Origin of the sequence: Streptomyces sp. P9-2, from assembly GCF_051903975.1 — a bacterium.
Taxonomy (GTDB): Bacteria; Actinomycetota; Actinomycetes; order Streptomycetales; family Streptomycetaceae; genus Streptomyces; species Streptomyces cellulosae.
Window position 1 is genome coordinate 4,539,067 of sequence record NZ_CP192633.1, and the last position, 18,756, is coordinate 4,557,822.

Annotated in this window: 19 protein-coding genes and 1 pseudogene; 15 read left to right on the plus strand and 5 right to left on the minus strand. The window is 73.8% G+C overall.

Features of this window, described 5'->3' with window-relative positions; genetic code table 11:
- The first annotated feature begins 101 nt into the window (after positions 1–101).
- From ACQY0Z_RS20900 to ACQY0Z_RS20920, 5 genes are read left to right on the plus strand one after another with little or no spacing between them, the layout of a single operon-like run.
- Complete coding sequence (locus ACQY0Z_RS20900) at positions 102–425, plus strand: 2Fe-2S iron-sulfur cluster-binding protein (protein ID WP_189902072.1); 324 nt, start codon at positions 102–104, stop codon at positions 423–425.
- Between the two features lie 41 nt (positions 426–466).
- Positions 467–1,747 carry an aromatic ring-hydroxylating dioxygenase subunit alpha gene (locus tag ACQY0Z_RS20905; protein ID WP_439812657.1) on the plus strand — a complete coding sequence of 427 codons (1,281 nt, stop codon included), beginning with the start codon at positions 467–469 and terminating at the stop codon, positions 1,745–1,747.
- A 3-nt stretch (positions 1,748–1,750) separates the two neighbouring features.
- Positions 1,751–2,248 (plus strand): 3-methyl-2-oxobutanoate hydroxymethyltransferase, encoded by a 498-nt coding sequence (locus ACQY0Z_RS20910; protein WP_347225746.1) that lies wholly within the window; start codon positions 1,751–1,753, stop codon positions 2,246–2,248.
- A gap of 5 nt (positions 2,249–2,253) precedes the next feature.
- The gene (locus tag ACQY0Z_RS20915; RefSeq protein WP_189902163.1) at positions 2,254–3,042 is read left to right on the plus strand and encodes a 3-methyl-2-oxobutanoate hydroxymethyltransferase; all 789 of its coding nucleotides are present in this window, start codon (positions 2,254–2,256) and stop codon (positions 3,040–3,042) included.
- Between the two features lie 29 nt (positions 3,043–3,071).
- On the plus strand, positions 3,072–3,926 hold the full coding sequence (locus tag ACQY0Z_RS20920) for an alpha/beta fold hydrolase (protein WP_381729014.1): 855 nt from the start codon (positions 3,072–3,074) through the stop codon (positions 3,924–3,926).
- Between the two features lie 153 nt (positions 3,927–4,079).
- Here ACQY0Z_RS20920 and ACQY0Z_RS20925 read toward each other — a convergent pair whose 3' ends face one another.
- The 3 genes from ACQY0Z_RS20925 to ACQY0Z_RS20935 form a co-directional block, all read right to left on the minus strand.
- Complete coding sequence (locus ACQY0Z_RS20925; protein ID WP_189902064.1) at positions 4,080–4,547, minus strand: Hsp20/alpha crystallin family protein; 468 nt, start codon at positions 4,545–4,547, stop codon at positions 4,080–4,082.
- A gap of 63 nt (positions 4,548–4,610) precedes the next feature.
- Positions 4,611–4,898, minus strand: a complete 288-nt coding sequence (locus ACQY0Z_RS20930) for a DUF1876 domain-containing protein (RefSeq protein ID WP_189902062.1) — start codon at positions 4,896–4,898, stop codon at positions 4,611–4,613.
- Positions 4,899–5,049: 151 nt separating this feature from the next.
- Positions 5,050–5,754: a CBS domain-containing protein gene (locus tag ACQY0Z_RS20935; protein ID WP_189902060.1), complete on the minus strand. Its 705-nt coding sequence runs from the start codon at positions 5,752–5,754 to the stop codon at positions 5,050–5,052.
- Between the two features lie 292 nt (positions 5,755–6,046).
- Between ACQY0Z_RS20935 and ACQY0Z_RS20940 the strand changes: the two genes are divergently transcribed.
- The 4 genes from ACQY0Z_RS20940 to ACQY0Z_RS20955 are packed head-to-tail and all read left to right on the plus strand — an operon-like array spanning position 6,047 to position 9,537.
- A complete protein-coding gene (locus ACQY0Z_RS20940) occupies positions 6,047–6,997 on the plus strand; it encodes a universal stress protein (protein ID WP_439812658.1) in 951 nt (316 codons plus the stop codon).
- Between the two features lie 23 nt (positions 6,998–7,020).
- Positions 7,021–8,394: a rhodanese-like domain-containing protein gene (locus tag ACQY0Z_RS20945; RefSeq protein WP_254586176.1), complete on the plus strand. Its 1,374-nt coding sequence runs from the start codon at positions 7,021–7,023 to the stop codon at positions 8,392–8,394.
- Complete coding sequence (locus tag ACQY0Z_RS20950) at positions 8,387–8,788, plus strand: rhodanese-like domain-containing protein (RefSeq protein WP_439812659.1); 402 nt, start codon at positions 8,387–8,389, stop codon at positions 8,786–8,788. The genes ACQY0Z_RS20945 and ACQY0Z_RS20950 overlap by 8 nt, the downstream gene beginning before the upstream one ends.
- Positions 8,785–9,537, plus strand: coding sequence for a sulfite exporter TauE/SafE family protein (locus ACQY0Z_RS20955; protein WP_347225750.1), 753 nt, complete (start codon positions 8,785–8,787; stop codon positions 9,535–9,537). The genes ACQY0Z_RS20950 and ACQY0Z_RS20955 overlap by 4 nt, the downstream gene beginning before the upstream one ends.
- 408 nt (positions 9,538–9,945) lie before the next feature.
- On the opposite strand, the gene ACQY0Z_RS20960 is transcribed toward ACQY0Z_RS20955, so the two are convergent.
- A complete protein-coding gene (locus ACQY0Z_RS20960) occupies positions 9,946–10,242 on the minus strand; it encodes a metal-sensitive transcriptional regulator (RefSeq protein WP_019526829.1) in 297 nt (98 codons plus the stop codon).
- A 112-nt stretch (positions 10,243–10,354) separates the two neighbouring features.
- On the opposite strand from ACQY0Z_RS20960, the gene ACQY0Z_RS20965 reads away from it, so the two are divergent.
- Positions 10,355–10,942, plus strand: a complete 588-nt coding sequence (locus ACQY0Z_RS20965) for a rhodanese-like domain-containing protein (RefSeq protein ID WP_254586179.1) — start codon at positions 10,355–10,357, stop codon at positions 10,940–10,942.
- A 146-nt stretch (positions 10,943–11,088) separates the two neighbouring features.
- Positions 11,089–11,712 (plus strand): hypothetical protein, encoded by a 624-nt coding sequence (locus ACQY0Z_RS20970; RefSeq protein WP_254586180.1) that lies wholly within the window; start codon positions 11,089–11,091, stop codon positions 11,710–11,712.
- A 73-nt stretch (positions 11,713–11,785) separates the two neighbouring features.
- On the opposite strand, the gene ACQY0Z_RS20975 is transcribed toward ACQY0Z_RS20970, so the two are convergent.
- Positions 11,786–12,661 (minus strand): universal stress protein, encoded by an 876-nt coding sequence (locus tag ACQY0Z_RS20975; RefSeq protein WP_189902044.1) that lies wholly within the window; start codon positions 12,659–12,661, stop codon positions 11,786–11,788.
- 258 nt (positions 12,662–12,919) lie between these two features.
- On the opposite strand from ACQY0Z_RS20975, the gene putP reads away from it, so the two are divergent.
- The 4 genes and pseudogenes from putP to ACQY0Z_RS20995 all read left to right on the plus strand — a co-directional run bounded on the left by putP (position 12,920) and on the right by ACQY0Z_RS20995 (position 18,747).
- A complete protein-coding gene (gene putP / locus ACQY0Z_RS20980) occupies positions 12,920–16,477 on the plus strand; it encodes a sodium/proline symporter PutP (protein ID WP_381728392.1) in 3,558 nt (1,185 codons plus the stop codon).
- A gap of 113 nt (positions 16,478–16,590) precedes the next feature.
- Positions 16,591–16,854 carry a hypothetical protein gene (locus tag ACQY0Z_RS20985; protein ID WP_439812660.1) on the plus strand — a complete coding sequence of 88 codons (264 nt, stop codon included), beginning with the start codon at positions 16,591–16,593 and terminating at the stop codon, positions 16,852–16,854.
- Positions 16,855–17,070: 216 nt separating this feature from the next.
- A complete protein-coding gene (locus tag ACQY0Z_RS20990; protein ID WP_189902038.1) occupies positions 17,071–17,931 on the plus strand; it encodes a universal stress protein in 861 nt (286 codons plus the stop codon).
- Positions 17,932–17,936: 5 nt separating this feature from the next.
- Positions 17,937–18,747: pseudogene (locus ACQY0Z_RS20995) on the plus strand (universal stress protein).
- Positions 18,748–18,756 lie beyond the last annotated feature (9 nt).

The window sequence follows — 18,756 nt, forward strand, 5'->3', positions numbered from 1 at the left end:
GCGGGTCCGCGGCGTCGGCCGCGGTCATCGAAGTGACCGGTTGACGGGCGCGGATGGTCTAGAGGCATAATTGTTAGGCCATTCGCCCTCAGGAGGTTCCCGTGCCGAAGGTCGTGTATGTGGGCAGTGACGGCGTCGAGCGCGCCGTGGACGCCGCTGTCGGGGAGAACGTCATGAGCACCGCGCTCCAGAACGGGGTCCCCGGCATCGTCGGCGAGTGCGGCGGAAACAACTCGTGCGCCACCTGCCATGTCTGGGTCCGCGACGAGTACCGGGACGCTGTCGGAAAGCCGGGCGATCTCGAGGCCGACCTCATCGACATGGGCGTCTCCGAGCCACGGGACTGCTCGCGCCTCGCCTGCCAGATCACGCTCAGCGACAAGCTCGACGGCCTCGTCGTCGACGTGCCGCCCACCCAGCCCTGATCCGTCCGCACGTTCACCGCGCTCGCCCCGGAAGGAACACCATGCTGCGTCCCGAGATCAACGACCTCCTCTGCCGGACCGGCCCCGGCACTCCCATGGGGGACCTCTTCCGCCGCTACTGGCAACCGGTCCTGCTGGCGGAGGAGTTGCCCGAGAACGACTGCCCGCCGGTGCGCGTGAAGGTCCTCTCCGAGCGGCTCATCGCCTTCCGTGACACCGACGGCCGTTACGGCCTCATCGACGAGTTCTGCGCGCACCGCGGTGTCTCGATGTGGTTCGGCCGCAACGAGCAGGGCGGCCTCCGCTGCCCGTACCACGGCTGGAAGTACGACGTCACGGGCCAGGCCGTCGAAGTCCCGAGCGAGCCCGAGAACAGCAACTTCTGTGCCAACGTGAAGCTGAAGTCGTACCCGATGGTCAAACGTGGCGACGTCCTCTTCGCCTACCTCGGCGATCCGGCGGCCCAGCCCCCGGAACCGGAGTGGGAGGCCTACACGGTCCCCGAGGGGCACGTCTTCACCTCCAAGCGGCTTCAGGAGTGCAACTGGCTCCAGGCCCTGGAGGGCGGCATCGACTCCAGTCACGTCACCTTCCTGCACGGCGGCAACATCGACACCGATCCGCTCTTCAAGGGCTCGAAGGGCAACCTCTACAACAAGCGTGATCTCAAGCCGTACTTCGAGGTCGTCGACTACGAAGGCGGTCTGCTGATCGGCGCCCGCCGCAACGCGGAGGAGGGGCACTACTACTGGCGTGTCACCCCGTGGGTGCTTCCCAACTTCACCATGGTCCCGCCGCGTGGCGACCATCCGGTGCACGGCCATTTCTGGGTGCCGATCGACGACGGGAACTGCTGGGCCTGGACGTTCGACTACCACCCGACCCGGAAGCTCACCGAGGACGAGATCGCCGCGATGCGTGCCGGCTTCGGCGTCCACAGCGCGAACGACGAGGCGTACCGCCCGCTCGCCAACAAGGACAACGACTACCTCATGGACCGCGAGGCACAACGGCGCGGCGAGACCTACTCCGGCATCGTCGGCATCGCCCTTCAGGACTCCTCGCTGCAGGAGTCGATGGGACCGGTCGTCGACCGCACCAAGGAGCGCCTCGTCGCCACCGACGCGGGCATCATCAAGGCCCGCCAGAAGCTCAGGAAGGCCGCCGAGGCGCTCCAGCAGGGCGTCGAGCCGGTCGGCAACCGCCCGCAGGACCAGAGGGTGCGCTCAGTGGCGATCGTGCTCCCGGCAGACCGGTCCTTCGTCGACGGCATCGGCGACGCGATGATCGCCGAGCCGTCCAAGCCGCACACGACGGTCTGAACCATGGCGGGTTTCGAGAAACTCTCCGTCCCGGTCGGCCCGAGCTCCTGCGCCCGGGCCGCCACCTCCGAGGAAGCGGCGTTCCGGATCGACCATCCGCTGGCTTCCGCCCGGAACACGCGGGTCGTCGCCCTCGACGAGGTGGCGGCCGGGATCGTCCGGGAGGCGGCTGCCCTCGAGTGGGGGCAGGCCCGCTTCTTCACCGTGAGGGATCCCGGACCGACCCTGGTCGAGGTGGAGGGCGGCGAAGTCGCCCTCACCGGGGTCCTCGAGGACACCAACACGGTGGTCATGGTGTCGGTGACCGGTGAGAACGCCGACGCCGTCGCCGTGATCGGCGCCGAGTGCGGGGCGCGCGGCATCATGACGGCCGGCCTGGTCGTGACCCCGGGCGCCCTCGCCGGCGAGGCGCTCCTCCAACTCCGTCCGTACGCCCGGATCCTGCTGGTTCCGGCCGAACCCGACGACCTCGTCGAACTCCTGAAGGCGACCCGCGCATGAGCCGCATGACTCTTCCGAAGCTCCGGGCGATGAAGGCCGCCGGCGAGAAGAGCGTCTGCATCGTGGCCTGGGACTACCACATGGCGCAGATCGCCGATCGTGCCGGCGCCGACATCGTCTCCGTCGGCGACTCCGTCGGTGTGAACCTGTGGGGCCAGTCCCACCCGCTCGAGGTCCGGTTCGACGAACTGCTCGTGGTCGCCAAGGCGGTGCGCCGAGGGGTCGCTGACGCGCTCGTGTCCTGCGATTTCCCGTTCGGTCCACTGCAGACCGGTCACGCGGTGCCCGCCGCCGTACGCCTGGCGAAAGAGGCCGGGGTGGACCTGGTCAAGCTGGACGGCGCCGCCGACTTCCCCGAAGCGGTGGAGGCCGTCGCACGGGCCGGCGTGCCGGTCTTCGCGCAGTTCGGCATCACCCCGCAAACGGCTCTCAAGTACGGGATCGCCTATTCCGCTGCCGAGGGCGCCTTCGTCCCCGACGAGTTGCTCGAGGAGATGGTCGACGAGGCCAAACGGCTCGAGTCCGCGGGAGCGACGGCACTCAACTTCACCAACTCCGGTCCCGTCGTGGGTCCGGCCGTGGTCGAGGCGGTGAGCATTCCGGTGCTCGGCGGCTTCGGCGGCGGCCCGTGGCTCGACGGCCGGATCCGGATGTCCACCGCGGCCATCGGCTACAACGCGAAGTTCGTCGACCGGGAGCCCCACACCTACGCCAACGTGGCGCGCGTGGCGTACGACGCGATCGCCGAGTGCGTCGCCGACATCCGCGGCGGCCGGAACATCCGCGGCCAGTGAGCCACCACGAGAGAGGGAGGGGATGGGCCGTGCCCACCATCGAGATCAACGGGTGCCGCACACGCTACGAGACCGTCGGACGTGGCCCGGCCCTGCTCATGTTCAGCCCGGGTGGCTTCGACTCCAGCCTGGAGAACTGGACCAGCTTCGGCCGCTACAGGAACCTGGGGCTCATCGACGCCCTGTCACCGCACTACACATGCGTCGTCTTCGACCGGCGCGAGTCCGGCCGGTCGAGCGGTCGCCTCGAGCGCCTCTCCTGGGAGAAGTACGTCACTCAGGCGGTGGGGCTGCTCGACCACCTCGGTGTCGGAAGGGCCCACGCCATGGGCGGCTGCGTCGGCTGCTCGAGTGCCGCGGCGCTCGCGGTCGCGCACCCCGACCGGGTGGCCTCCATGGTGCTCTTCTCCCCGGCCGGCGGCTACACCTACCGCGCGGCCCAGCAGCGCCGGTTCCACCACCACGTCGGCTACGTCCTCGAACACGGGCTCCAGGCAGTCGTCGATCTGGCCCGCGGAAGCACCGCCGGCTTCAGCAAGGACCCGCGCGTCGGCCCCTGGGCGGCGACGCTGCGGAGCGACGACGCGTTCGCCGCGTCGTACGCGGCGACGGACCTCGACCGCTACCTCACGATCGTCTCGGGAACCTGCCGTGTGCTCTTCGACCGCGACACCGTGCCCGGCGTGGAGCCGGAGGACCTCGCCGTGCTGGAGGTGCCGGCCCTGATCGTTCCTGGTGAGGACGCCTCGCACACGCGGTCCGCGGCCAGGTACCTCCAGGAGTGCCTGGCCGTCAACGAGTACTGGGACGTCCCTGTCGCCGAGCAGACGCCGGAGGCGTGCGCCGAGCGAGTGCTGGACTTCCTGGGGAGACACCCCGTCTGACCGTGCTCGACCGGGGCCGGCCGGAACGACGTGCTCACGAGGGACGGCCGGGTCCGGCATGCCGGACCCGGCCGTCGGCCGCCTTCGGGCGACGGAGGGACGGGGATACGTCGTCGCTCGCACGGCGGTCCGCCGCCAAGCGATCCCGGGCGGTCAGTCCGAGATCTCGATGCGGCGGGGCATCGACGAGGCCACCTTCGGGACGCGGACCGTGAGGACGCCGTGGGCGAGGTCCGCGGTGATCTTGTCCGTGTCGGCGTTCCGGGGGAGGGTGGTGCGGTAGCTGAAGCGGCCGATCCGGCGGGTCCTCCGGCGCAGCACGCCCGTACGCTCCTTGTCCTTCACCTCGCCGTGGATGTCCAGCTCGCCGTCGGTGACCTCCACCGTGACGTCGTCCTTCTTGACGCCGGGGAGCTCCAGCTCCATCACGTACGCGTCCTCGGTGTCCTCCACGTCCGCGAGCGGCGCCCACGGGTCCTCCTCCGTCTCGGAGAGCGGGCGCGCGGGGAAGGGGAACGTGGTCTGCATCAGCCGGTCCATGCGGGCCCGCAGTTCCTCGAGTTCACGCAGGGGAGCCCAGCCGGAGATCTGACCCCTGTCGCGGCGTACCGGTTGCGTCATCGGTCCTCTCCTTGTCGTGCGTCGTGTCCGACTGATGTCGGTTTCCGGTTCGGGTGCGGTCGGTCACAGGGACCAGCCCAGGACCGGGCGGCTCTCCGTGCCGCTTCGCGCGCCCAGGTTCCCGACGTCGCGTTCCGCGATGTCGAGGAGCTGTCCGCCCAGGTCGCGCAGGGCGCGGCCCGCGGCGAGCTCGTCGCCGATCTCCGGGACGTCCGGGTCCGCCGGGTTCCGGTGGGCGGCGCCGTGACCGGTGAGGGTCGTCGACCCGGTGTCGAGGGTGGCGCGCGCCTTCGTCGTGCCGTCCTCCTCGAAGAGGTAGAGGCGGGTCTTCCATTCCACGGTGTGCGACATGACTGCCTCCTCGACCCGGGGCGGCCCGGACGTGCCGGTCGCTTCTTCCTCTCCACCGTCCGACTCCGGCGGACGCGGGGCACGGGGCCGAAGGTCCCGGGAACGTGCCGTGCGGCCCGGGTACCCAGGAACCTCCTGGCCCCGGCACCGGTCATGTCCCGGCGACCCGCTCCTCGGCCTTGGCGGCCGTCCGGTCCGGACGTGTGTCGTCGACCCGGTACGACAGCTGGTCGACGACCGCGACCACACCGTCGATGCGGCTCGCCGCCCGCACCGCCACGTCGGCGTCGCTGCGCTTCTCCAGCCGGCCCGTGAGGGTCACCACGCCGTCCTCCACGGCCAGGGCCAGCGCCCGCGGCGTCAGCCAGAGCGTCGCCCCGAGGACGTCCCGGCGCACCGCGCGCTCGATCTCGACGTCCGTGCGCAGCACCGGCCGGAGCAGGTCGCCGCGCGTGACGATGCCGACGAGCCGCTCCTCGTCGTCCACCACCGGCAGGCGTTCGACGCCGTGCCCGGTCATGAGCCAGGACACCTCCGTGACGGTGGCACGCGCCCCCACGGTGACCGCGGGGGCGGTCATCACGTCACCCGCGGTGCGGGCCCGGCGGAGGCCGGGCATCCTGCTGATGAGACGGGCCCACCAGGGGCCGGAGGCGCCCTCGGGCGTCCGGTGCGGGCGAGAACGCGCTAGGTCCGACGTGGAGACCACGCCGATCACCCGGTCCTCCTCGTCCGTCACCGGAAGGCCGCCGACGCGGTGCTCCCCGAGCGCGCGGACCACGTCCCTGAGCGGAGTGCCGTACGCGGCGGTGACCACGTTCCTGGTCATGACGGCGCCGACCTCGGTGGCCTTCATCGCTGATCCTCCTGGCTGAGTCGGGTGCCGCCGGCCGGGACGGGGCCCTCGCCAGGAGCGGTTGGTTCCAGCCTCCGGCGGCCACCGTGGCTGGTCCCAGGGCCTCAGGGGCAGGGCGAGCAGGGCCGAACGGCCCGGATGTCCGGGATGTCGCCATCGGGGCGGGATTCCCGAGGTGCCCCGTCGGGCCTGTCGGACCCCTGGCCGGGACCCGGTGGCCCTTCCCGCCCGCCGCCGCCCCCGGCGACGCTGGGCGTCGGCGGGGGAACGCTCCGAGCGAAAGGTGCATGTCATGGAGTCGCCGGTCGTCGTCGGTGTCGACGGTTCCGCCGAGAGCCTCGCGGCCGCCGAGTGGGGCGCCCGTGAGGCCGCGCGCCGGGGTGCCGGCCTGCGGCTGCTGCACGTAGCGGGACGGCGTCCGCGGCAGGCCGGCACGGACACCACCCGCACCGCCGACCACCGCCTGGCTCTGAGGGTGCTGCGGAGAGCGGCGGAACGCGTCCACGCCGTCCAGCCGGACGTACGGGTGCGCGAGACCCAGGCCGAAGGCCCCGCCGCGGCCGCCCTCGCGCAGGCCGCGGAGGAGGCCGACCCGCTGGTGCTCGGCTCGCGCGGGCTGGGCCGGGTCGCCGGACTGCTCGCAGGCTCCGTCTCGCTCGGCGTCGTCGCGCGGGCCACACGTCCCGTCGTGCTCGTACGGGCGGACGCGGCGGGGGAGGGGACGGGCGGTGACGGGCGGCGGGACGTCGTGGTCGGGGTGGACGTCATCGAACCCTGCGACGAAGTGCTCGCGTACGCCTTCGAGGCGGCCCGCCGGCGCCGTGCGCGGCTGCGCGCCGTGCACGCCTGGCGCGCGCCCGACCGGCTCACGCTCGGCGCGACCGACGCGGGTCCGGCCGGTGACCAGGAGCGGGCCGGGGAATGGCTGCGCTTCCTGACGGCCGTGCTCCAGGTGTGGCGGGACAAGTACCCCGACGTCGAGGTGCTGGAGACGGTGGCCGAGGGCAAGCCCGCGGACGCCCTGCTCAAGGCGGCCTCGGACGCGCGGCTGCTGGTCGTCGGGCACCGGATTCCCGGGCGTCCCTCGCTGCCCCGGACCGGTCCCGTCACCCACGCCATGATCCAGCAGGCCCGCTGCCCGCTGGTCGTCGTCCCTCACCGCTGGACTCCGGAGGCGCGCCGCCCTTCCAAAATACCCCCGGGGGTACCTCGTGCTACCGTGAGGACATACCCCAGGGGGTAATTCACCATGGGAAGGAGAAAGACGTGTTCTTCGTGGACACCATCGAGGTTCCGGGACTCGGCAACCGCGGCTACCTGGCCGGCGGCGCCCGCACGGCCGTGGCCGTCGACCCGCCGCGCGACATCGACCGGATGATCGCCGCGGCCGCCCGGCGCGGGGTGCGCATCGCGTACGTCGCCGAGACCCACGTGCACAACGACTACGTCACCGGCGGACTCGAACTCGCCCGGCTCACCGGCGCGTCCTACCTGGTCCCCGCCGGCGCGCGGGTCTCCTTCCCGCGCGTCCCCGTGTGCGACGGCGACCGCACCGCCGTCGACGAGGACGCCGGCCTGGTGCTGCGCGCCCTCGCCACCCCCGGACACACCCCGCACCACACCGCGTACGCGCTGGAGGAGAACGGCGCCGCCGTCGCGGTGTTCACCGGCGGCTCCCTGCTGATCGGCACCGTCGGACGCCCCGACCTGGTCGAGCCCCGGCTGACCGAGCGGCTCGCCCGCGCCCAGCACGCCTCCGCCCACCGCCTCGCCGGTGAACTCCCCGACGAGACGGCCGTGCTGCCCACCCACGGCTTCGGCAGCTTCTGCTCGTCCTCGCAGCAGGAGGGCGGCGGTACGACGATCGGCAAGGAGAAGGCGTCCAACGAGGCGCTCACCGCCCCGGACGCCGACACCTTCGTCGCCCGTCTGCTGGCCGGGCTTGACGACGTCCCCGCGTACTACGCGCACATGGGGCCCCTCAACGCCGCAGGCCCCGCGCCCCTCGACCTCACCCCGCCCGCCGTCGCCGACCCCGGCGACATCGCCGCGCGGCTCGCGGCGGGGGAGTGGGTCGTCGACCTGCGCAACCGCGTCGCCTTCGCCGCCGGCCATGTGACGGGGTCGTACAACGTCGAGGCGGAGGGGCAGCTCGCCACCTATCTCGCCTGGCTGATCCCGTGGGGCAAGCCGGTCACCCTGCTCGCCGAGACGCCCGCCCAGCTGGCGGACGCGCAGCGGGAGCTGACCCGGGTCGGCATCGACCGGCCCGCCGCCGCGGCCGTCGGCGGCCCCGCCGACTGGCTGCGCCCCGGTGAGACCCCCGCCTCCTTCCCCCGCGGGACCTTCGCCGACCTGGCGCGGAGTCACCCGGCCGAGGGTGTCGTCGTGCTCGACGTGCGGCGCGCCTCCGAGCGGGCGCGCGGTCACGTGGACGGGTCCGTCCACATACCGGTTCATGAACTGCGCGGCCGGCTGCACGAGGTGCCCGACGGGCAGGTGTGGGTGCACTGCGCCGGCGGACTGCGCGCCGCCGTCGCCGCCTCCCTGCTGGACGCGTCCGGCCGTGACGTCGTCGCGGTGGACGACCGCTTCGACCGGGCCGGCGAGGCCGGGCTCACCGTCCGCACGTATGAGTGACGACATGGTCGACGCACCACATCAGCGGTACGCCCCGGGACGCGTCGGCGTCCCCGAGGCCGCCGCACGCACCGGACACACGGCCGAAGGCGGCGGTCACGCCGAGGCCGTCGTGCTCGACGTCCGCGAACTCCACGAAGGGCGGGCGGGCCACGCGTCCCGCGCCGTCCGCCTCCCGCTGTCCGCCCTCGCCGCCGGGGCCCCGGTTCCCGACGCCGCCCAAGGGGCGCCTCTGATCGTCATCTGCCGGTCGGGCAACCGGGCACGGCAGGCCGCCGCCCTGCTCGCGGAGCGCGGCGCCGACGCCGTGGACGTGACCGGCGGCATGCGGGACCGGGCGGACGCCGGACTGCCGGTCGTCGGCGCGTACGGCGGGGACGGCAGCGTCTCGTGAGCCTGCTCCTCCTCGCCCTGGCCGCCGGGGCCCTGACCGGCCTCGCGCTCGGCGCCCTCGGGGGCGGCGGCAGCATCCTCGCCGTCCCCGCCCTGATCTACCTGCTCGGCCTCTCCCCGCTCGCCGCCACCACCGCGAGCCTGCTGATCGTGGCCGTCACCTCGTTCACCGCGCTGCTCGCGCACAGCCGCGACGGCCATGTACGGCTGCGCACGGGGCTGCTCTTCGCGGCCGCCGGTATCGGACCCGCCCTGCTGGGCGCGGGCCTCTCCGGGCGGTTGCCCGCGGCAGCGCTGACGGCCGGCTTCGCCGTCGTGGCGGCCGTCGCCGCGCTCCGCATGCTCCGTGGCACCCCGCCCGACGAACCGGCCGCGGGGCCGTTGCGGACGGGCAGGGCGGCGGGCGCGGGAGCGGGGCTCGGCGCGGTCACCGGCGTCCTCGGCGTCGGCGGCGGCTTCCTCGCCGTACCGGCACTGGTGCACGGCGTCGGTCTGCGCATGCGGGAAGCGGTCGGCACGAGCCTGCTCGTCATCACCGTCAACGCCCTCGCCGCGCTGCTCCTTCGCGTCGACGCGCTGGAGGCGCTGGACTGGGCGGTCGTCGGGCCGTTCGCGGGAGCGGCGGTTCTCGGTGCGCTGGACGGCCGACGCCTGTCGGCCAAGCTTTCGGGCAGCGCGCTGCGCCGGATCTTCGCGGCGGTGCTGCTGGCGGTGGCCGCGGTCATGCTGGCGGACGCGGTGATGTCATGAGGTCGCGGGCGAAGTACGGCGGGCGGCTCGTGTACAGGGGTGGGTGTGACACCCCCGCGCCACGCGGCACGGGACCGTCGCGGTGGCGGCGTCAGGCGGCTGTGTCCGAGTGGCTGGGCCCTCGGGATTCGTGTGGCGTCATCGCGCGCTGCGCGCAGCCGTCTTGCCTGGTGCGCGGGGCGGCCGGCGGTCACCGGCTGGGCTTACCGGTGCGCCGTACCGGACCGTCGCGGTGGCGGCGTCAGGTCGCCTTCCCCGCGCGGCTGGGCCGGCCAGTCCTCTGGCTGCGTCATCGCGCGACCGCCCGGTGCGCCGGGCGGTCGGCGGTCGCCCTCGGAGCGGCTCCGGAGCGGCGCGCTGCGCCTCACCTCCGCGATGGCGGAGTCGAGCCGCCCGCGTGCGTAGGGGTCACGCCAGTGACAGGAACAGCTTCTCCAGCCGTGCCCGCATCTCCTCCGCGCTCTCGCCGTTCTCCCCGTTCGCGCGGCCGGACTCGATGTCCGCCACGCACTTCTGCAGGCCCGTGGCGATGATCGCGAAACCGGCGCGGTCCAGGGCGCGGGAGGCCGCCGCGAGCTGGGTGATCACGTCCTCGCAGTCGCGACCCTCCTCGATCATCCGGATCACGCCGGAGATCTGACCCTGCGCCCGGCGCAGCCTGTTCAGCACGGATTTCAGCTCCGCGCCCGCGAGATCCAAGTCCACGTCCACTCCCTGACGAAATACCCCGTGGGGTACTCTACGTCCGCTTCCGCCATTCCGTCGACCGACCGCCACCCCCCACCGATCGCCGACAGAGAAGGATCACACACCCGCCATGACCTCCCCCGTCACCCCGGACACCCTCACCGTCGCCCAGGCCGCCGCCCGGCTGGACGACTTCACCGTCATCGACGTCCGCACCCCCGCCGAGTACGCCACCGGCCACCTGCCCGGCGCCGTGAACGTCCCCCTGGACCAGATCAAGCGCGCCCTGCCCGAGATCCGGCAGGCCGCCGAGCGCGGCGCCCTTCTCGTCGTGTGCGCCTCCGGGGCGCGCTCGGAGAAGGCGTCCGGGATCGTCGCCGCCGAGGGCGTGCCCGCCGCCTCCCTCGCCGGCGGCACCAACGCCTGGGCGGCCGAAGGGCAGAACCTGGAGCGTCCCGTGGCCTGCGACACCCGCGCGGTGTGGGGCATGGAGCGCCAGGTGCGCTTCACCGCCGGCACGCTGGTGCTGCTCGGGCTGGTGCTCGGCCTGCTCGTGCACCCGGCGTTCCAGCTTCTCTCCGCGGGCATCGCGGGCGGCCTGGTCTTCTCCGCCCTCACCGACACCTGCGGCATGGCCGTCGTCCTCGGCAAGCTGCCCCACAACCGCCCGCGCGGGACGAACCTCGAGGGCGCGCTCGCCGCGCTGCGGGGCAAGTGACATTGCCGAACTCCCCCTCCGCCTAGGGACGTTCGGGCCCGGCGCGGGACCCACGGTCCCTGGGACCCGCGCCCCGGCGGCGAGACATTGAAGGCGCAACGAGAAGCGTTGAGATGTCGGGCAGTTCCTCGGAGGGGACGGACACCATGGCAGTCCACGATCACCCGCACCGTTCGCCCGTGTTCCCCAAGCCGTCGTCCGCCCGCGGGGCCCACGCCGCGGGCATGGACGAGGGCGACGTGGCGGTCGCACCCGCGCCGGGCGCGTACGCGCTCGCCGGGCTGCGGCTGCTGACGGGTTTCGTCTTCCTGTGGGCCTTCCTCGACAAGACGTTCGGGCTGGGCTACGCGACGCAGTCGGGCCGTGGCTGGGCCGACGGCGGTTCGCCCACCAAGGGCTTCCTGTCGTCGGTGGCGGCCGGGCCGCTCGAGTCGACGTTCCACGACTGGGCCGGGGCGCCCTGGGCGGACCGGCTGTTCATGCTGGGGCTGCTCGGCGTCGGTCTCGCGCTGCTCACGGGTGTGGCGCTGTGGCCGGCGGCCGCGGCGGGCACGCTCATGATGGCGCTGATGTGGATCGCGGAGTGGCCGCCGGCCCGCCATCTGTCCGACGGCTCACCGAGCATGTCGACGAACCCCTTCGCCGACTACCACCTGGTGTACGCGGCGGTCCTCGTCGCCCTCGCGGCGACCGGAGCGGGCACGGTGTGGGGGCTGGGCCGCCGGTGGGCCCGCGTCCCCGTCGTCGCCCGCCACCGCCGGCTCCGCTGACGCAGGCACGACAGGCCCGGGGCGCCCGCACCGGCGCCCCGGGTCTCTCGTACGCACACCACCGGAAGACCGACTAGGCCCCCCGCACCACCGCCACCGGCGACGGCGCGTGATGCAGCAGCGCCTGGCTGACCGACCCCAGCAGCAACCCCGTGAACCCGCCCCGCCCCCGCGCGCCGACCACCGTCAGCCGGGCACCCTGGGCGGCCTCGATCAGGGCCTCGCGGGTGGGGCCGTGGACCACCTTCGGCTCCACCACGACACCGGGACGCAGCTCGCGGTGGCCCGCCAGCGCCTCCGCCAGCAGCCGTTCCTCCGCCTCCGCGAGGGCGCCCGGCGGGTTCGCGTACGGCTCCGTGGGCTCCTGCGGCTCCGGCACGGGCGCGTTCCACGCGGTCCAGGCGTGCACGGCCACCAGCGTCGTCCCGCGCAGCTCGGCCTCCCGGAAGGCGAAGTCCACCGCCCGCTCACCGGCGGCGGAACCGTCGACGCCCACCACCACGGGACCCTCCGTACGCACGTCACCGCGCACCACCAGCACCGGACACGTCCCGTGCGCCGCCAGATGCACGGCCGTCGAGCCGACCATCAGGCCGACGAAACCGCCCATGCCGCGCGACCCGACCACCACCAGCTCCGCGGCGCGGGACTGTGCCTCCAGGACGGTGAGCGCCTCGCCCGTCACCACCGAGCTGCTCACCTCCACCTCGGGCTCGGTCGCCTCGGCGCGCTCCACGGCCTCCGCCAGCAGCCGCTCCACCATGGTCCGCAGCCCGCCCTCCGACGGACCGAGAGGCGAGGGGCCCAGCGGCACGTGCATCGCGGGCCACATGAACGCGTGCACCACCTTCAGCGACGCGCCCCGCAGCCGCGCCTCCCGTGCCGCCGTCTCCACCGCGGCCAGGGCCGACGCCGACCCGTCCACTCCGACGACCACCACTCCGGTCACCGTGCCTCCACGCGTTCTCTCGTGCCGTCCCCCCTGCTCCTCCTGCCACCTTCCCCCGGTCCGCCGCCTGGCGCATGGGCCCTCCGCCGTACGGCCGAGGGGGCCGGAGGTCCCTTCCGGCGCACGGCCGGGCGTCCCGGGCGCCGCCGTTCCCCTGGTTGCCGCGCCCCGACCTGAGTAGATTTGGCGCCGAAGTCATATTTTGCCCGCCGGACCGAGGGTGTGCCGCGCATCGCGGGACTTCCGGGCGAGGACCACATGTTCCAGCTGAGCGCGCCGATCGTCGCCACGTTCGTCCTGTACATGCTCGCCCTGATCGGGACAGGGATCCGGGCCTACACGCGCACGCGCACCTTCGAGGACTTCGCCCTCGGCGGCCGCCGCTTCGGCCCCTGGGTCGCCGCGTTGTCCGCGGGCGCCAGCGACATGTCCGGCTGGCTGTTCCTGGCGCTGCCCGGCGCCGTCTACGCGGCCGGGCTCGGCTCCGTGTGGCTGCCCGTCGGGCTGGCTGTGGGGACGTACCTGAACTGGCTGTTCGTCGCGCCACGTCTGCGCACCTACACCGAGCGCGCCGGGAACGCGGTGACCCTGTCCGGCTATCTGGAGGAGCGGTTCGAGGACCGCACGCGCATGCTGCGGCTGGTCTCCGCCGCGGTCACCCTCGTCTTCTTCACCGTGTACGTCGCCAGCGGTCTGGTGGCGGGCGGACTGCTGTTCGAGACCGTCTTCGACCTGCGCTTCACCGTCGGCGTCACCCTCACCGGGCTGCTGATCGTCATCTACTCGTGCCTGGGCGGCTTCCTCGCCGTCAGCCTTACGCACGTCCTGCAGGCCACGCTGATGCTGCTCGGCCTGGTGGTGCTGCCCGCCGTCGCGATCGCGCGCCTCGGCGGCTTCGGCGCCCTCGGGGACGCCCTCGACGGCAGACAGCCCGCCCTGCGCGAGTTCAGCTCCCGTGTCGCGTACGCGGACGGATCCTGGACGGCCGGGGGGCCGCTCGGGATGGTGGCGATCGTCTCGCTGCTCGCCTGGGGGCTGGGCTACTTCGGCCAGCCGCACATCCTGGCCCGCTTCATGAGCATCCGCAGCACCCGGGACGTCCCCGCGGCCCGCCGCATCGGCACCGGCTGGGTGATCCTCGTCCTCACCGGCGCCACCCTCGTCGGCCTCGCCGGCATCGGCGAGCTGACCCCGGCACTGTCCTCCCCGGACACCGTGTACATCGCGCTCAGCCGGCTGCTGCTCGACCCGTGGATCGCCGGGATCATGCTGGTCGCGGTGCTGGCCGCCGTCGTGTCGACCGCGGACAGCCAGCTGCTGGTGTCCTCCGTGGCCCTCACCGAGGACTTCTACCGGGCGTTCCTCCACCGCAGGGCCTCCGACCGGACGCTGGTGTGGGTGGGCCGCGCCACCGTCGTGCTGGTCATCGTCGTGGCGTACGTGATCGCCCTCAGAGGCGGCGGGCTGCTGAACATCGTCGCCGAGGCGTGGGCCGGGTTCGGCGCCGCGTTCGGCCCGGTCGTGCTGCTCTCGCTGTACTGGCCCCGCATGACCGCGGCCGGCGCCATGGCCGGCATCGTCGCCGGCGCCGGCACGGTCCTGGCGTGGGACTCGGTCAACCCGCTGCTCGGGCCGCTCGAGACGAGCGTCTACGAGATGGTCCCGGGCGTCCTCGCCGCCACGGTCGCCGCGCTCGTCCTCGGCCGGTACGTCGGCCGGCCGCCGAAACGCGCCTTCTGGCGGATGCCCGGCGGCGGCACCAGCTCCGTGGTGCTCACCCCCTTCCTCACCCGCGCCCCCGTCGGCCTGGCCATGCTCGACACGGACCTTCGGTACGTCTGGGTCAACGAGCCGCTCGCCCAGCTGATCCCCTTGGAACAGCGCATCGGGCGGCGCCTCACCGAACTGAAGCCGACCCCGCAGTACCGGCGCTTCGAGGAGCAGATGCGGCGCGTGCTGGAGACCGGCGAGCCCGTCATGGACTGGGAGTTCCGCAGCGAGGAGGAGGAACCCAGGGACGCCCGCGCGGTCTCCGTGTCGTTCTTCGGCGTGACCGACCGGCACGACACCACCGTCGGCGTCCTGTACATGGTCGTCGACGTCACCGAGCGGTGGCGGGCGCAGAGCAGGCTCGCCCTGCTGAACGACGTCGGCGCCCGCATCGGCAGCACCCTCGACGTCCCCCGCACCGCGCAGGAGCTCGCCGACGAGGCCGTGCCGACCCTGGCCGACTTCGTCGCCGTGGACCTGCTGGACACCGTGATGCGCGGAGAGGAGCCCGCGCCCGGACCCGTCGGCCTGTCCCCGGTCATCCGCCGCGCCGGGCAGGCGTCCGCGCGGGAGGGCGGCTGCGGCGGCAGTCTCGCCCTCGGGGAGGCCGTACGGCGCGCCCCGTCCTCGCCCGTGACCCGCTGCCTCCTGGAGGGCCGCACCCTCGTCGAACGCACCCTCGACCGCGAGAGCAGCCCCTGGGTCACCGAGGACCCCTCGATCGGCGCGTCCATCCTCAAGTACGGCTACAGCTCCCTGATGGTCGTGCCGGTCCGCGCCCGGGGCGTCACCCTCGGCGTGGCCACCTTCGCGCGCACCGAACGGTCCGGCCCGTTCCGCGACGACGACGCACGGCTCGCCGAGGAGATCGTCTCCCGCGCCGCGGTGGCCGTCGACAACGCCCGCCGCTACACCCGCGAGCGGACCGCCGCCCGCTCCATGCAGCAGGCACTGCTGCCCCAGGCGCTCACCGGCGGCTCCGCCGTGGACGTGGCGTCCTGGTACCAGCCGGCCGACGCCCCGAACGGCGTCGGCGGCGACTGGTTCGACGTCATCCCGCTGTCCGGCGCCCGCGTCGCCCTCGTCGTCGGCGACGTCGTCGGACACGGCATGGACGCCGCCGCGACCATGGGACGGCTGCGCACCGCCGTGCGCACCCTCGCCAACCTCGACATGCCGCCCGACGAACTCCTCGCCCACCTCGACGACCTGGTCATCGGGCTGATGGGCGCCCACGACGACCACGAACCCGCCGCCGCGGGCTCCGCCTTCCTCGGCGCGACCTGCCTGTACGCCGTGTACGACCCGGTCAGCGGGCGGTGCGCGATGGCCCGCGCAGGCCATCTCCCGCCCGTCCTCGTCACCCCGGACGGCACGGCCGAGGTCATGGACCTGCCGGCCGGGCCCCCGCTGGGGCTCGGGTACCTGCCCTTCGAGTCGTGCGAACGGGAGCTGGCCGAGGGCAGCCTGCTGGCGTTCTACACCGACGGCCTCGTCGAGACCCCGGACCGGGACATCGACGAGGGGATCGACCGGCTGGGCGCGGCCCTCGCGGTCCCGCGCCCCACGCTGCGGGAACTCGGGCGGGACGTGGTCGACACCCTGCTCACCGGGCCGCCCCCGGACGACGCGGCGCTGCTGCTCGCCCGCACCCGCTCCCTGCCGGCGGACCGGGTCGCGTCCTGGGACCTGCCCAGCGACCCGGCCGCCGTCGGCACCGCCCGCACGGCCGCCGTACGGCAGCTGTCGGAGTGGGGCCTGGACGACCTGTCCTTCACCACGGAACTCATCGTCAGCGAACTCGTCACCAACGCGATCCGCCACGCCTCCGGCCCGGTCTCCCTACGCCTGATCCGCGACCGCGCCCTGATCTGCGAGGTCACCGACGGCAGCGGAACGTCACCCCGCCCACGCCACGCCCGCACCACGGACGAGGGCGGCCGGGGCCTGATGATCGTGGCCCAGCTGGCTCATAGGTGGGGGACACGGCATACGGCGACCGGCAAGATCATCTGGACGGAGCAGCCGTTCGTGGCGGAGGGGTGAGGAAAGGGCTGCCCCCCCGAGCGCCGACGGGGCGGTGCTCGACGCCGGAGGCGTAAGAAGCCGGAACCTCCGGCGAATCAGGGCCGGCCCGTACACAGCAGAAGGACGACGTCGTGCGGTCCGCGGGCATCCCGCCGGACCCCACCGGCGAGAAGCGCCGGCACCTCCTCGACGCGCTCGCGGAGGCAGCTGCCGACGTCGTCCGCCACGAGGACAAGGCCGTCGACGCCGCGCGCAACCGATGCGGCTCGACCAACGGCGGCGGCATCAACCTCGACCGGACACCCTCCCAGCGCTTCACCTACAAGGACGTCACCACCAGCGAGGCGCAGGGCAAGGCCACCAACGAGGCGCTGAAGGCGTCCGGTCTCAACTGATCCTCGCGCGTACCGCGCGCCTTGGCCCGGGCCCGTCGCGGAGTTCGACGGGTCCGGTCGCGCGCGACGGCCGGGACCGGTCGGGCCCCCGGGCCATGGGGCCCAACGGCCCGCTCGCGCGGGACCCGCGGCCTCTGCCCCCGCGCCGGACGCGACGGGATCGTGGGCCGTGGAGGGACCCCGATGTGGAGGGTCCCGGAACGGGAGGTGGGTTTCATGCTCCGCACCGTCACCGTGGGCTACGACGGCTCGTCCGAGAGCCGGGCCGCCGCGGAGTGGGCCGCCAGGGAGGCCCTGCTGCGCGGGCTGCCGCTGCGGCTGGTCAACGTCCGGGAGCCGATCCCGGGACACATCGCCGAGTCCGGCCTCATGGACGACGGCACCTGCCGGGAGCGCGCCGAACGCCTCCCGCGCGAGGCGGGCGCGACGCTGCGGGGGCGCCACCCGGAACTGGAGGTCGTCGCCGAGCAGATCCCCGGCGGCCCCATGGAGGTGCTGCCCGAGGTGGCGAAGGACGCCGACCTGCTCGTCCTCGGCTCCCGCGGGCTCAGCGGCATCGGCGGCTTCCTCGTCGGCTCCGTCGGCATGGTGGTGATCGCGCACACCACCACCCCGGTCGTCCTCGTCCGCGCCGCCACGTCCGAGAAGGCCGCCGGGCCCGTGGTGGTGGGCGTCGACACGGACAAGCCGAACGGCACGGTCCTCGCCTTCGCCTTCGAGGAGGCCGCCCGGCGCCGCGCCGTACTGAAGGCCGTGCACGGCTGGACCGTCCCGCCGTACTACGCCTACGCCCTCCCCGCCTACCCGGCGCTCGCCGCCGAGCTGGGCGTGGAGCAGTCCGACGCCCTGGCCGAGGTGCTGCGGCCCTGGCGGGAGAAGTACCCCGATGTCGAGGTCGCCGAGGAGTCCCGCGCCGGCAGCGCGGGCGTCCGGATCGTCGACGCCGCCCGCGACGCCTCGCTGGTCGTCGTCGGCCGCCGGATCCGCCGCAGCCCCATCGGAGCGCACATCGGGCCGGTCACCCACGCCGTGATGCACCACGCCACCGCCCCGGTGGCCGTCGTCGCGCACGACTGACTGCCATGACCGGTCCCGACCCCTCCTGGCCGCTGGTGGCCGGCGTCGACGGTTCCGCGCCCAGCCTGCGGGCCGTCGACCGGGCGGCCGACGAGGCCGAGCCGCGCGGGGTGCCGCTGCGACTGGTCCATGCCGCGCCAGCCGGCCGGTACCCGGGCCCCGCCGGAGACGTCCTCGCCGTCGCCGCCCGGCGGGTGCACATCCGCCGCCCCGGCCTGCGGGTCGACGAGGAGGTCGTGCCGGACGAACCGCGGAACGCGTTGACACGCGCGGCACGCACGGCGTCGTCGCTGGTCGTGGGCACGCGCGGACGGGCCGGAGTCACCGAGGCGCTGCTCGGCTCGGTCGCCCTGGCCGTCACCGCGCAGGCGGACTGCCCGGTGGTCGTGCTGCGCGGCGGCCACGACAACCAGGCGGTGCCGCCGGTGCGCGGCCGGATCGTCGTGGGCGTCGGCGCACACCCGGCGGCCGTGCGCTTCGCCGCCGCCGAGGCCCGCCGGCGCGGGCTGCCCCTGGAGGTCGTACGGGCCTGGAGGCGTCCGGCGTCCGAAACCGCCGACGTGCCCGCCCGCCCGCACGAGAAGCGGGCCTCGGAGGAACTGCGCGCGGCCCTCGCGCACGTCCCGGCGGGAGATCCACACCCGCACGGTCGAGGGACCCGCCCGCGAGGTCCTCGTCGACGCCTCGCACACGGCCGACCTGCTGGTCCTCGGCACCCGCCGCCACCGAGCCCGCCTCGGCCGCGTCACCCACACGGCCCTCCACCGCTCCGCCTGCCCGGTGGCCGTGGTCCCGCACGGGGAGGTCGGGCACTGAAGGGGGCCC

Bases quoted from the DNA above. Each gene is read 5' to 3' on its own strand.
- ACQY0Z_RS20905 (WP_439812657.1), top strand. From the start codon at position 467: ATGCTGCGTCCCGAGATCAACGACCTCCTCTGCCGGACCGGCCCCGGC.
- ACQY0Z_RS20910 (WP_347225746.1), top strand. From the start codon at position 1,751: ATGGCGGGTTTCGAGAAACTCTCCGTCCCGGTCGGCCCGAGCTCCTGC.
- ACQY0Z_RS20915 (WP_189902163.1), top strand. From the start codon at position 2,254: ATGACTCTTCCGAAGCTCCGGGCGATGAAGGCCGCCGGCGAGAAGAGC.
- ACQY0Z_RS20925 (WP_189902064.1), bottom strand. From the start codon at position 4,547: ATGACGCAACCGGTACGCCGCGACAGGGGTCAGATCTCCGGCTGGGCT.
- ACQY0Z_RS20930 (WP_189902062.1), bottom strand. From the start codon at position 4,898: ATGTCGCACACCGTGGAATGGAAGACCCGCCTCTACCTCTTCGAGGAG.
- ACQY0Z_RS20935 (WP_189902060.1), bottom strand. From the start codon at position 5,754: ATGAAGGCCACCGAGGTCGGCGCCGTCATGACCAGGAACGTGGTCACC.
- ACQY0Z_RS20940 (WP_439812658.1), top strand. From the start codon at position 6,047: ATGGAGTCGCCGGTCGTCGTCGGTGTCGACGGTTCCGCCGAGAGCCTC.
- ACQY0Z_RS20950 (WP_439812659.1), top strand. From the start codon at position 8,387: ATGAGTGACGACATGGTCGACGCACCACATCAGCGGTACGCCCCGGGA.
- ACQY0Z_RS20965 (WP_254586179.1), top strand. From the start codon at position 10,355: ATGACCTCCCCCGTCACCCCGGACACCCTCACCGTCGCCCAGGCCGCC.
- ACQY0Z_RS20970 (WP_254586180.1), top strand. From the start codon at position 11,089: ATGGCAGTCCACGATCACCCGCACCGTTCGCCCGTGTTCCCCAAGCCG.
- putP (WP_381728392.1), top strand. From the start codon at position 12,920: ATGTTCCAGCTGAGCGCGCCGATCGTCGCCACGTTCGTCCTGTACATG.
- ACQY0Z_RS20990 (WP_189902038.1), top strand. From the start codon at position 17,071: ATGCTCCGCACCGTCACCGTGGGCTACGACGGCTCGTCCGAGAGCCGG.